The organism is Streptomyces aurantiacus (assembly GCF_001418335.1).
Taxonomy (GTDB): Bacteria; Actinomycetota; Actinomycetes; order Streptomycetales; family Streptomycetaceae; genus Streptomyces; species Streptomyces aurantiacus.
The window spans coordinates 1-12,401 of the sequence record NZ_LIPP01000004.1 but is presented as its reverse complement, the minus strand read 5'-3'; the positions used below and the strand labels follow the sequence as shown (position 1 = coordinate 12,401).

The following is a 12,401-nucleotide window of genomic DNA, read 5'->3' as shown; positions in this document are numbered from 1 at the left end:
TCTCCTTCCGTCATCCGCCTACCGAGTTAGCTGTCGGGTTCGGGCGAATGCTTCGGAAGGTTTGCCCTACGGCCCTTGTCCCGCGAGGGAGTTCGGACCGATTCACCCCAAGTTCGGTTGGGTCCCCGGTTCCGGTGCCACGAGGGCGTACCGGATTCGGCGGAGCCCGCTCGGCCCGGCGTTGTTCGCCGGTGCGGGTCGAGCGGCCTACCCGAAAGTTAGCCAATTCGTGTGGCGCCTGTGAAGTTTGATGTGCGATATGCCCGATACATTTTCGTGACCTGGGTATGGAGACTCGTTCGCTGGCTTCAATTGGGCGGGATATGCGCCGAGTTGCCCGGAGTGGCAAGTTCCGGGTGGGGTGACCCGTTCGGCGGCAAGGCGCATGTTTCGGCCCCGGTCGGTCTGGTTGGCCCTCGGTCGGCCCGGTCGGCCGTTTGGTTCCGGAACGTGTTCGGGTAGTAGCTATGAGCGATCCACCCTGTCGGGACCGGATTCAGGACCGGATTCAGGACCGGAGTAAGGATCGGATTCGTGTCCGGGTTGGAGTCCGGGTCCGGGTTCGGATTTCGCGGAGTTTCCGGGGTGGCGGCAGGGTGTCAGTGGGGGCGCCTAGACTCGGAGAGCGATGAGCAGCCTCTTTGATGACAGCTTCCTGGCGGACCTCCAGCCCTCGCGGGCCCATGAGGAAGAGCCCCCGCCGCCGCCCGAGGACGAGGCGCCGGACCCGGTTCCGGACGACCTGTTCGGCGGGCGCTTCGACGTGCCCCCGGTGCCGCCGACCAGGGACGGTTACTACCGCGACGGCGCCCCCCGGCCGCTCGTGGACCCGGCCGCGCTCCTGGACGGGCTGAACGAGAACCAGCGCGCGGCGGTGGTCCACCACGGCTCGCCCCTGCTCATCGTGGCGGGCGCCGGTTCCGGCAAGACCCGCGTGCTCACGCACCGGATCGCCCACCTGCTGGGCGAGCGCAAGGTGCACCCGGGCCAGATCCTCGCGATCACCTTCACGAACAAGGCCGCGGGCGAGATGAAGGAGCGCGTCGAGCAGCTCGTCGGCCCGCGGGCCAACGCGATGTGGGTGATGACCTTCCACAGCGCCTGTGTGCGGATCCTGCGCCGCGAGAGCAAGCAGCTCGGGTTCACGTCGTCCTTCTCGATCTACGACGCCGCCGACAGCAAGCGCCTCATGGCCCTGGTCTGCCGCGATCTGGAGCTCGACCCCAAGCGCTTCCCGCCGAAGTCCTTCAGCGCCAAGGTCTCGAACCTGAAGAACGAGCTGATCGACGAGGAGGACTTCGCCGCCCAGGCCGCCGACGGCTTCGAGAAGACCGTCGCCCAGGCCTACGCGATGTACCAGTCGCGGCTGCGCGAGGCGAACGCGCTGGACTTCGACGACCTGATCATGACGACGGTCAACCTCCTGCGCGCCTTCCCCGACGTCGCCGAGCACTACCGCCGCCGCTTCCGCCACGTCCTGGTCGACGAGTACCAGGACACGAACCACGCGCAGTACTCGCTGGTCAGGGAGCTGGTCGGCACCTCGGATCACTCCAAGGCTCTCCCCGAGGATCACTCCGGCGACCACTCCGGGGACGTGCCGTCGGCGGAGGGCGACCTGCCGCCCGCCGAGCTGTGCGTCGTCGGTGACGCCGACCAGTCGATCTACGCATTCCGTGGCGCGACGATCCGCAACATCCTCCAGTTCGAGGAGGACTACCCGAACGCGACGACGATCCTGCTGGAGCAGAACTACCGTTCCACGCAGACGATCCTGACCGCAGCCAACGCGGTCATCGAGCGCAACGCATCGCGCCGCCCCAAGAACCTGTGGACCAACGCGGGCGCGGGCGCGCGCATCACCGGCTACGTCGCCGACACGGAGCACGACGAGGCCCAGTTCGTCTCCGACGAGATCGACCGCCTCACCGACGCAGGCGACGCGAAGGCGGGCGACGTCGCCGTCTTCTACCGTACGAACGCCCAGTCCCGTGTCTTCGAAGAGGTCTTCATCCGGGTCGGCCTGCCCTACAAGGTCGTCGGCGGCGTCCGCTTCTACGAGCGCAAGGAGGTCCGGGACGTCCTCGCGTACCTGCGTGTGCTCGCGAACCCCGAGGACTCCGTACCGCTGCGCCGCATTCTGAACGTTCCCAAGCGCGGCATCGGCGACCGCGCCGAGGCGATGATCGACGCGCTCTCCCAGCGCGAGAAGATCAGCTTCCCGCAGGCACTGCGCCGCGTCGACGAGGCGTACGGCATGGCGGCCCGCTCGACGAACGCCGTCAAGCGGTTCAACACGCTGATGGAAGACCTCCGGACGATCGTCGAGTCGGGCGCGGGCCCCGCGACGGTTCTGGAGGCCGTACTCGAACGGACCGGCTACCTCGCCGAGTTGCAGGCCTCGACCGACCCGCAGGACGAGACCCGCATCGAGAACCTCCAGGAACTGGCCGCCGTGGCACTGGAGTTCGAGCAGGAGGCCGGTGAGGGCGAGGCCCCGGGCGGGCTGTCCGCCTTCCTGGAGCGGGTCGCGCTCGTCGCCGACTCCGACCAGATCCCGGACGACGAAGAGGACGGGTCCGGCGTCATCACGCTCATGACCCTCCACACCGCCAAGGGCCTCGAATTCCCCGTGGTGTTCCTGACCGGCATGGAGGACGGCGTCTTCCCGCACATGCGTGCGCTCGGCCAGGCCAAGGAGCTGGAGGAGGAGCGGCGGCTCGCGTACGTCGGCATCACCCGCGCGCGCGAGCGGCTGTACCTGACACGGGCGTCGATGCGCAGCGCGTGGGGGCAGCCCTCGTACAACCCGCCGTCCCGCTTCCTGGAGGAGATCCCGGACGCGCATCTGGACTGGAAGCGCACCGGATCCATGGGAGCGGTGGCCTCCGGACCGGCCGCCGGCGTCGCGGCCTCCCTGTCCTCCACCCGCTCCCGCTCGGCGGCTTCGGGCGCGTCGGGCTTCGCGACGCGGCGCGGTGCCTCGGACAAGCCGGTGGTGTCGCTGGCGGTCGGAGACCGGGTCACGCACGACCAGTTCGGCCTCGGCACGGTGGTCGGCGTGAAGGGCATGGGGGTGAACTCGGAAGCGACGGTCGACTTCGGCGGAGAGAAGCCGAAGCGTCTGCTGCTGCGGTACGCGCCGGTGGAGAAGTTGTAGGAGCAGGAGCAGGAACTCGCTCGGTTCGTACGTACCGTACTTACTGCCGGTACTTACTGCCCGTACGTACTGCTACGTCGGGTCCACCCCGTGGCTGCGCAGCCACGGGAGCGGGTCGATCGCCGAACCGCCGGCGGGGCGTACCTCGAAGTGCAGGTGGGGGCCGGTGGAGTTGCCGGAGCTGCCTGAGTAGGCGATCGGGTCGCCGGCCTTCACGACCGTCCCCGAGGCGACCTTGTACGTGGAGAGGTGGCAGTACCAGGTCTCCGTGCCGTCCTTGGCCGTCACGATGACCATGTTTCCGTAGGCGCTGTTCCACTCCGTACGGACGGTCCCGTCGGTCGCGGCCATCACCGTCGTGCCGAACGAGACGGGGAAGTCGATGCCGGTGTGCACGGACATCCAGTTGACGCCGGCCTGACCGTAGTAGGCGCTGAGTCCGTGCCGCGAGACCGGCAGCGCGAACTTCGGGCGCAGCCGCTCCTTGCGGGCCGCGTCCGCCGCCGCCTTCTGCTTCTCGGCGGCCTGCTCGGCCTTCAAGTCGATACGTTCCTGCGTACGGCTCGCGCGGTCGGCGAAGTCGTCAGCGTCCGCGGAGAGGTTCTCAAGCTGCGTGTCCAGCTTGTTGTTCACGGCCGACGGCTTCACGGCGCTCGCGTCGGGCGCGGCGGCCGTCGTCTGGACGTCGTCACCGCCGTCGCCACCGGTCACGGACGCGGCGGCGATCCCGGCGACACCCATCACGCACGCCGACGGCACGGCGATCGTCATCAGCGCGGAACGCTTGGCCGGGGGGCGGCGGCGCGACCGGGAACCGGAACGGTTCGTCGCGCGGGACGCGACACGGGAGGCCGGGGCCGGGGAGTCGGGAGCGACGTCCTCGACGTCGTCGAGCAGCGGGGAGTCGTCGTGAGCTTGATCAGATTGACCGTGACCGTGACCGTGAGTGTGGGTGTCGGCGTGGGTGTCGGGGTCCGCGCCGGCGATGCCATCGGCTTGGTCGTAGTGGCCGAAGTCGCCTTGCGCGGTGACCTGTTCCTCGTGCGGAACCTGCTCGAACGTGCGCGTGGCCTGCTGATGGAACGACTCTTGCTGGTCGTACGCGTCCGGCTGGTCGCTGTGTGTATGGGGCTGCGCCTGGTGCTGCTCGCCGCCGTCCGAGTTCCACGCCGTGGCGTCGTACGTGCCCGTCTCGAAGGTCGGCGCGCTCCACTGCTGGGTGGGGTCGACCTGTTCGGCCTGGAGCCAGGCGTTCGCGTCCCACTGACCCGTGCCGTCGGGGCTCGCGGCCTGCGCCGGGATCCCGCCCAGCTGCTGGTAACCGGCCTGCGCCCAGACACCGCTCGTGTCGTAACTGCCGGTCTCGTAGGCGGTGTGGTGCTGGGCCGCGTACGGGTCGTAGTTCAGCGTCTGATGACTGCCCGTGGAATCGCCCCAGTTGTTGCTGGGAGCCGCCCCGGCCGTGGCGTCGTACGAACCGGTCCCCGCGCTGCCGCCGTCGGTTCCGCTTCCGTTGCCGGGCAGGTCGCCGAAGAGGGGGTCGGTGTCGAACGTGGACGTCGCGTAGGCGCCCGCCGTGCCGTAACCGCCCGTTGTGTCGTACGAGCCGGCGGCGGCCGGGTCGAAACCGGTGGCGGAGTATGTGTCGTACGTGGTGAAGTCGCCGTACTGGTCTCCCTGCTGGCCATAGGACGCGTAATGCGCCGAGGTGGCCTCGGGAGCCGGAGCCGGGGGAGTTACGGTCCCCGACGGGTGACGGTCGTTCACCAACTTCTCTTTCGCCTCGACAACAGGGGCTGGCAGAGCAGTGCGGTGACTGTACCCGGCGGTATGAGGGCGCGACAATCTTCGGCAGGTTTCCTCCTCTCGGGAAACGGGCATTCGGCCGCCTTTCGGCGGAGGATGGGGACACCTTTGGCCTTGTGTTCGATGAGCGTTCGAAGAAAAGACGGCTGCGAAGCCGAATACGGCTTCCGCTTACGGCACTTCCCGCCGCTCTCCGTTGCCCCGGTACGGGGAGGATGGCCGCCGGATGTCCGCTTCCGGTTACGCCACTGTCAGGGCGCCGGTGTGGGCGCCGGTGTCGGCGGTGGTGCGGGGGGTGGCGTGGGTGGCGGCGTGGGCGGTTTCCTCCGCTGTGTCCAGGGCCTGGCGTATGCCCGCCGCGACCGCCGGGTGCACCGGTAGGGCGAGGTGTCCGATTCCGGTCACCCGTACGTTCTGCACGAGCAGATCCGGGTGCTCGATGCACGCCGTTTCCAGCGGTTCCATCAACTGGTCCAGGTCGCTCCAGAAACTCACGAACCGCGTGCGGCAGTGCGGGGCCGGTTGGCGCAGTTCCTCAAGTACGCCGGAGCCCGGGCGCATCTGCCGGACGATCGGGTGCGCGTTCAGCAGCGGCACGACACGCGTGCCCGCGTGCGGTGTGCCCAGGGTGACCAGGGTCCGGACGCGGATGTCACCGCCCAGGCGCTGCACGTAGTAGCGCGCGATCAGTCCGCCGAGGCTGTGCCCGACGATGTCCACCTCCTGGTGGCCGGTGCGTTCGCAGATCTCCTTGATGTGCCGGCCGAGCAACTCGGCGGCGGCCCGTATGTCACAGGTCAGCGGGGAGTAGTTGAGCGACTCGATCTGCTGCCGGCCGTGCTGGGTCAGGGAACGGCGCAGCAGCACGAAGACCGAGCGGTTGTCTATGAAGCCGTGCAGCAGGACGACCGGGGGCCTGTCCGGGGTGGGCAGCCGGATTGCCTCGGCGGTGCTCTCCGTGTCGAGGGCCGAGGTGGCCGGGTCGGACAGGTCTGCCGGGTCGGACAGGTCGGTCAGGGGCTGGGCCGGGACTGGGGACGGGGACGGGCGGCGCTCCGGGGTGATGCCGGAGGGATAGAGGACGAGGTGGCCGGCGAGGATGGCGATCTCCAGGGCCGTCGCCTTCAGCAGGGTCAGTGAGAGTCCGGCCAGTCTGGCGGGGAGCAGGTGCCGGCAGAGTGGAAGAAGGGGCGGTAGCGCCCTGGTGACCTGCATGGCCGACCTCCCGTCGGCGCACGGCAGGACCCCTCTGTCCCCCGTGTGCCCTCGTGGGAAGCCGATGGCGAGGACGGCGACGGTGCACGTACGGCGTGGGTGACACCGGTGGAGCGACGGGGTGCCCGTCGTCGTGCGATAGCCGATGCGCCGCACCACCCCGTCGCGCGGCTGACGGCGCGGAGGCGCGGAGACCTCGTAGCGGTTTCCCTTGCGCTCGTCCCGGGTGCGAACCGTGTGTCGTGGTGCGCGGGATCGGTGCGCTGCGAACTTGTCCCACCGTGTGATTTCCCCCTCGGTCTCCGCCCCGAAACTGCCGGTTGCGGGATGCTGCGGATAACGCTCGTTCACTTCTCCGGACCGCGCGGTGCGGGGTGGCTGTGTCGGGCATGTCCGCATAGGTTCGGAGCGGTGGTCGGTGGCCGCCGTCGCTCGACAGAGATCGGTGTAGTCGGTTCATGGAGGCAGTGATGGGTGTGGCAGCCGGTCCGATCCGTGTGGTGGTGGCCAAGCCGGGGCTCGACGGACACGATCGCGGGGCGAAGGTGATCGCGCGGGCTCTGCGGGACGCGGGTATGGAGGTCATCTACACCGGTCTTCACCAGACGCCCGAGCAGATCGTGGGCACGGCGATCCAGGAGGACGCCGACGCGATCGGTCTCTCCATCTTGTCGGGCGCGCACAACACGTTGTTCGCCGCGGTTCTTGAGCTCCTGAAGGAGCGTGATGCGGAGGACATCAAGGTGTTCGGTGGGGGGATCATTCCTGAGGCGGATATCGCGCCGCTCAAGGAGATGGGTGTGGCTGAGATCTTTACGCCTGGGGCGACGACGACGTCTGTGGTGGACTGGGTGCGGGTGAATGTGGGGCAGTCGGTGTAGGGCTCCGCCGGGGTGGGGTGGTTTGTTGGGTGCGGGTTGCCTGTGGCTGGTCGCGCAGTTCCCCGCGCCCCTGAAAGACAAAGATCGCGCAGTTCCCCGCGCCCCTCAAAGACAAAGATCGCGCCGTTCCCCGCGCCCCTGGAAGACGGCGCCGTTCCCCGCGTCCCTGGAAGCCGTGCCCCTGGCCGGAAGCCCGCGCGGCTCTGGCGAGACGGTGTCGTTGGTGGGGTGGGGTGGGGTTACGGGGGTGTGAGTTCTGTTTGGATTGTTGCGCGTAGGCGGAGTGTGGTGAGCAGGCGTTGGAAGGACTCGGCCCAGTAGCCGCCGGCGCCCGGTGCCGCGTGCTCCGGTTCGTCGGGGACCGCGGTGAGTGCTTCGAGGCGGATGGCCTCCGCCGGGTCCAGGCAGCGTTCGGCCAGTCCCATGACTCCGCTGAAACTCCATGGGTAACTCCCCGCGTCCCGTGCGATGTTGAGCGCGTCCACCACAGCCCGGCCCAACGGGCCGGCCCACGGCACCGCGCACACCCCGAGCAGTTGGAACGCCTCGGACAGTCCGTGCACGGCTATGAATCCCGCCACCCACTCGGCCCGCTCCGCGGCCCCCAGCGTGCTGAGCAGCTTCGCCCGCTCGGCCAGGGACATCGCGCCGGGCCCGCCCGCCTCGGGCACCGCCGGTGTCCCCAGCAGCGCTCTTGACCAGGAAGGATCACGCTGCCGCACCGCCGCCCTGCACCACGCGGCATGCAGTTCGTCCCGCCAGTCGTCGGCCACGGGCAGCGCCACGATCTCCTCCGGCGTACGTCCCCCGAGCCGCCGTGACCAGGTGCCGAGCGGCGCCGCGTCCACCAACTGACCCAGCCACCACGACCGTTCACCACGCCTGGCCGGAGCCTTGGCCACCACGCCGTCCCGCTCCATGCCGGGATCGCATTCGTGCGGCGCCTCCACCACTATCGTCGGCGTGCCGCGCGTATGGTCGACCGCGACGCAGGACCCCGCTCGCTCCGCCATCCGCCCCGCGAGTGCCGAGGCGGGCAGCGCGGACAGCAGTTCCGCCGCCGTGGACCGCACATTGCGGCTCCGGTCGGCCAACGCCTGCTCCAGGAACGGCTCGTCCGCCGCGCACAGCCCCGTCCGCAACGAGTCGAGGAACATCAGCCGGTCCTCGGCCCGCTCCGAAGCCCACGTCGTGGTGAGCAGGTCCCGCGCGGCTCCGGCGTCCCGCCCCCGTACCGCCGCGAGGAGCGCGACCCGCTCGGCGAACAGCCCCTCCTCCCACAACTCACGCATCCGCTCCGGCTCCTCGGGCCCGGGCAGGGCCGCACCACCGCCCGGCGCCGCGCGCAGCGCAAACCGCCAGTCCGCGTTCAGCCGGGCCAGCCACAGTGCGCGCGGTCCCGCGAACGCCAGCACCGCAGGCCGGATGTCCGTACGCCCCCGGGCCGCGTCCAGCAGGGCGGGCAGTGCCGGTGCGGGAGCCGCGAAACCGTGCCGGTTCGCCGTGGCGAGCCACTGCGGCAGCAGCTCCATGAGATCGGGGGTCGTCCCCCTGCGGCCGCCGCTCCCCGCCCCCGGCCGGTCGGCGAGCAGCATCGTCAGCCTGCGCGCCGCCGCCGACGGCAGCGCGGGACGGGAATCCTCCGCCGCCGGCTCGATCCGGGCCGCCGCCCGCCCCGGCCGCATCCCGGCCCTGCGCCGTACGGTCTCCACGGCCGCCGCGTCCAGCAGCGCCGTCGGTGCGTCGCGCCGGGCCGTCATCCCCGACGGCGTACGCCGTGCGGTCCCCAGCAGCGCCACGGTCACGAGCTCCTCCCAACGGTTCCCGTCGGGCGGCGTCTTCGTGGCAGCGGGGGTGCCGGGCACGGCCGTTTCGTTCATCATGCGTGTCCCTTTCATCGGGAGGTGGGGAGCGCGGGGCAGGGTGGCTTCAGCACAGGGGCACTGCCTCGCCCCGGCCCTCCGGCCACGCCGCGAGGGGGGAGAAGCCGCGGTGACCGCACTCCCCGAACACCGTCAGCGGCGCGCCGCCGGAGAGCGCGACCAGACGCCACAGACCGGAGCGGGACCGGGCGGGCGGAGCGAGCGGCAGGGCGAGTTCTCCGTCGGCGTCCGCCAGCTGCCAGTCGTCGCCGTCCGGAGTCGGTATGACGCGGCCGAGCGTCACGGGCCGGGACTCCAGCCACGGATCGTCCCGGAGCGCCTCGCCGTACTGGGCCACGGCCCGCGCCACGCCCACTCCGGGCGGCCGGAACCCCGTGGGCGCCGGAGCGGCGAACCGCTCGCCCAGCGCCACCCGCGACTGCCCGGCACCCGGATATGCCGACACCTCCGCGTCGAGCGTCAGCCCGACGGGCAACACCAGCTCCGGCGCACGCCCGGCGGCCCCGTAGGAAAGGACCAGGACCGTACGCCCCGACTCGGCCCCGTACAGCCAGATACGGCGAGTCGTCAGCCGGCTGTCCGCGGTGTCGTACTGGGCCAGGACCAGCCACTGGTCGCGCACCGGCGGACCGTCCGCCGAGCCGGGCAGCCCGATCCGGGAACGGACCGTCGCGGCCAGGCCGCCGGGCAGCACGTCACGGCGCAGCCACCCCTGGTCGAGAAGGTGGAGCAGCGCGCACTCCTCAAGCAGCCGCACCGGCCAGCCGGGGCCGGACGACGGTATCGCCCCCAACTCCCGCACCCGCGCGGCAAGTCCCGGCGCCTGCGCGTCGACCATGCGGGCCGCTGTCTCCTCCCACAGCCCGTACCCCGCCTGTTCCGCCGAGGCCAGACCGCCTCGCAGCAGATCGGTCAGCCGCTGCTCCAGCTCCGCCGCCCCCGCGGTGATCCACTCGGCTCGCCGCTCCGCCCTGCGCCGCGCCGCCTCCGGATCACCCGCGGGCGCGGAACCGGCCGCGCTCGCCGCCGCCCGCTTGTCGTCCGCTCGCTTCCTCCGGTCCTCGATCCACTCGTCCGCCCAGTCCGGCGCCTGCCCCCGCGGCACCGTGCCGTCCTCGCCGGCCCAGAGCAGCAGCAGCCCCAGCGCGTGCTTGCACGGGAACTTGCGGCTCGGGCAACTGCACTTGTACGCGGGCCCGGTCGAGTCCGCGATGTCGATCACCGTCCGATACGGCTTGCTGCCGCTTCCCCTGCACAGCCCCCACACCGTCCCCTCGTCAGAACTGCCCGCCTCAGACCACGGCCCTGCCGCGCCGAGCTTGCTGCCCGCCTTGCGTGACGCGGTGTCAGGCGCCAGTGCCAGCACCTGATCCGCAGTCCAGCGCACCCCCTGCTGAGTCATGCAATCGAAGGTAGGTCCCACCACTGACAATCGACTGCGCCGAGCGTGTTTGTGCAGGTCAGAGTGATTGTCAGTGGCGTGGTGCACGGTGGAACCAGATCCGAACCGGCCGAGCCGCAAGGGGGACCGCTCCATGTCCGTGCCCATGTCCGTGTCCGTGGACCCGACGTCCGTCGACCCGAACCACCACCAGTCCGCGCCCGCGCCCGCATCCTCGGTCGCGCAGGACAAGCAGGACAAGCAGGACAAGGGCGAGGAGCTGCGGCCGCACGCCGAGGACGCGTTCGCCGTCGAGCTCGCCGCGCTGGCCGCGCAGGACGACCGCCCGCGGCCCGCCCGCTGGCGGATGTCCCCCTGGGCCGTCGCCACGTACCTGCTCGGCGGCATGCTGCCGGACGGCACGGTGATCACACCGAAGTACGTGGGCCCGCGCCGCATCGTCGAGGTCGCTGTCACCACGCTCGCCACCGACCGGGCGCTGCTCCTGCTCGGCGTGCCCGGCACGGCGAAAACCTGGGTGTCCGAGCATCTGGCCGCGGCGGTCAGCGGCGACTCCACACTTCTCGTGCAGGGCACGGCCGGCACACCGGAGGAGGCGATCCGGTACGGGTGGAACTACGCGCAGCTGCTTGCGCACGGCCCGAGCCGCGACGCGCTCGTGCCCAGCCCGGTCATGCGGGCGATGGCCGAGGGAATGACGGCCCGGGTCGAGGAGCTGACCCGCATCCCCGCCGACGTACAGGACTCGCTCATCACGATCCTGTCCGAGAAGAGCCTGCCCATACCGGAGTTGGGCTCGGAGGTGCAGGCCGTGCGGGGCTTCAACCTGATCGCGACGGCCAACGACCGCGACCGCGGGGTGAACGACCTGTCGAGCGCCCTGCGCCGCCGCTTCAACACGGTGGTCCTGCCCCTGCCGGAGAGCGCCGACGCCGAGGTCGACATCGTCTCGCGCCGGGTCGACCAGATCGGCCGGTCCCTGGACCTGCCCGCCGTGCCCGACGGCGTCGACGAGATCCGCCGCGTCGTCACCGTCTTCCGCGAGCTGCGCGACGGCGTCACCGCCGACGGTCGTACGAAGCTCAAGTCGCCCAGCGGCACGCTGTCCACCGCCGAGGCGATCTCCGTCGTCACCAACGGCCTCGCCCTGGCGGCCCACTTCGGGGACGGCGTCCTGCGCGCCGGTGACGTCGCCGCGGGCATCCTCGGCGCCGTCGTCCGCGACCCGGCGGCCGACCGTGTCATCTGGCAGGAGTATCTGGAGGCGGTCGTCCGCGAGCGCGACGGCTGGAAGGACTTCTACCGGGCGTGCCGGGAGGTGAGCGCGTGAGCGAGCACGACGAGGTGAGCGAGCATGCTGCGGTGAGCGGGGCCCGGCGGGCGCCCGGGCCCCTGCTGCTCGGAGTGCGCCACCACGGGCCCGGCTCGGCGCGGGCCGTACGGGCGGCACTCGACGAGGCGAACCCGCGCGTGGTGCTCCTCGAAGGGCCGCCGGAGGCCGACGCGTTGATCGAGCTCGCCGCCGACGAGGACATGCGGCCGCCCGTCGCGCTCCTCGCGCATGTCGTGGACGAGCCGGGACGGTCGGCGTTCTGGCCGCTCGCCGAGTTCTCACCGGAGTGGGTGGCCATCCGCTGGGCCCTGGAGCACAAGGTGCCGGCCCGCTTCATCGACCTCCCGGCCGCCCACACGCTCGCCTGGGGACGCGAGGAGGGGGAGAGCGAAGAAGCCGAACCCGATCGAGCCGATCGGTCCGTGCGGATCGACCCGCTCGGCGTGCTCGCCGAGACCGCCGGGTACGACGACCCCGAGCGGTGGTGGGAGGACGTGATCGAGCACCGGGGGGCGGGAGCGGGGGCGCGGGAAGGGGACGCGTTCGCACCGTTCGACGTGCTCGGCGAGGCCATGGAGGCACTGCGGGAGGTCTACGGCACCGGGGGACACGACCGGGATCTCGTGCGCGAGGCCTACATGCGCCTTCAGGTGCGCGCGGCTCATAGGGAGTTCGCGGACGACGTGGCGGTGGTGTGCGGCGCCTGGCATGTCCCCGCACT

Annotated in this window: 8 protein-coding genes and 1 riboswitch; of the genes, 4 read left to right on the top strand and 4 right to left on the bottom strand. The window is 70.9% G+C overall.

What is annotated here, in order from left to right:
• A riboswitch (cyclic di-AMP (ydaO/yuaA leader) is annotated at positions 1 to 172 on the bottom strand.
• A 456-nt stretch (positions 173 to 628) separates the two neighbouring features.
• The gene (gene pcrA / locus AOK01_RS00455) at positions 629 to 3,160 is read left to right on the top strand and encodes a DNA helicase PcrA (protein ID WP_055507125.1); all 2,532 of its coding nucleotides are present in this window, start codon (positions 629 to 631) and stop codon (positions 3,158 to 3,160) included.
• A 72-nt stretch (positions 3,161 to 3,232) separates the two neighbouring features.
• Here the strand turns inward: pcrA and AOK01_RS00450 are convergent, their stop codons facing one another.
• Positions 3,233 to 4,927 carry a M23 family metallopeptidase gene (locus AOK01_RS00450; protein ID WP_055507123.1) on the bottom strand — a complete coding sequence of 565 codons (1,695 nt, stop codon included), beginning with the start codon at positions 4,925 to 4,927 and terminating at the stop codon, positions 3,233 to 3,235.
• A gap of 279 nt (positions 4,928 to 5,206) precedes the next feature.
• Positions 5,207 to 6,181: a lipase family alpha/beta hydrolase gene (locus AOK01_RS00445; protein WP_055507121.1), complete on the bottom strand. Its 975-nt coding sequence runs from the start codon at positions 6,179 to 6,181 to the stop codon at positions 5,207 to 5,209.
• A 470-nt stretch (positions 6,182 to 6,651) separates the two neighbouring features.
• Here AOK01_RS00445 and icmB point away from each other — a divergent pair, with 470 nt between their 5' ends.
• Positions 6,652 to 7,062, top strand: a complete 411-nt coding sequence (icmB, locus tag AOK01_RS00440; RefSeq protein ID WP_055507119.1) for a coenzyme B12-dependent isobutyryl CoA mutase small subunit — start codon at positions 6,652 to 6,654, stop codon at positions 7,060 to 7,062.
• A gap of 239 nt (positions 7,063 to 7,301) precedes the next feature.
• Here the strand turns inward: icmB and AOK01_RS00435 are convergent, their stop codons facing one another.
• Entirely contained in the window at positions 7,302 to 8,942 is a 1,641-nt protein-coding gene (locus AOK01_RS00435; RefSeq protein WP_245702007.1) for a DUF5691 domain-containing protein, read from the bottom strand.
• 49 nt (positions 8,943 to 8,991) lie between these two features.
• Positions 8,992 to 10,347: an SWIM zinc finger family protein gene (locus tag AOK01_RS00430; protein ID WP_055507117.1), complete on the bottom strand. Its 1,356-nt coding sequence runs from the start codon at positions 10,345 to 10,347 to the stop codon at positions 8,992 to 8,994.
• A 145-nt stretch (positions 10,348 to 10,492) separates the two neighbouring features.
• Here AOK01_RS00430 and AOK01_RS00425 point away from each other — a divergent pair, with 145 nt between their 5' ends.
• Both AOK01_RS00425 and AOK01_RS00420 read left to right on the top strand, forming a co-directional pair.
• Positions 10,493 to 11,677 carry an ATP-binding protein gene (locus tag AOK01_RS00425; RefSeq protein WP_055507212.1) on the top strand — a complete coding sequence of 395 codons (1,185 nt, stop codon included), beginning with the start codon at positions 10,493 to 10,495 and terminating at the stop codon, positions 11,675 to 11,677.
• Positions 11,674 to 12,401: DUF5682 family protein (locus tag AOK01_RS00420; RefSeq protein ID WP_245702001.1), on the top strand; the 728-nt coding region annotated here is incomplete at its 3' end. The genes AOK01_RS00425 and AOK01_RS00420, both read left to right, overlap by 4 nt.

What these genes read in the sequence shown, in the direction of transcription:
- AOK01_RS00445 (WP_055507121.1), bottom strand. Translation starts at nt 6,181, where the DNA reads ATGCAGGTCACCAGGGCGCTACCGCCCCTTCTTCCACTCTGCCGGCAC.
- pcrA (WP_055507125.1), top strand. Translation starts at nt 629, where the DNA reads ATGAGCAGCCTCTTTGATGACAGCTTCCTGGCGGACCTCCAGCCCTCG.
- icmB (WP_055507119.1), top strand. Translation starts at nt 6,652, where the DNA reads ATGGGTGTGGCAGCCGGTCCGATCCGTGTGGTGGTGGCCAAGCCGGGG.
- AOK01_RS00430 (WP_055507117.1), bottom strand. Translation starts at nt 10,347, where the DNA reads ATGACTCAGCAGGGGGTGCGCTGGACTGCGGATCAGGTGCTGGCACTG.
- AOK01_RS00435 (WP_245702007.1), bottom strand. Translation starts at nt 8,942, where the DNA reads ATGAACGAAACGGCCGTGCCCGGCACCCCCGCTGCCACGAAGACGCCG.
- AOK01_RS00425 (WP_055507212.1), top strand. Translation starts at nt 10,493, where the DNA reads ATGTCCGTGTCCGTGGACCCGACGTCCGTCGACCCGAACCACCACCAG.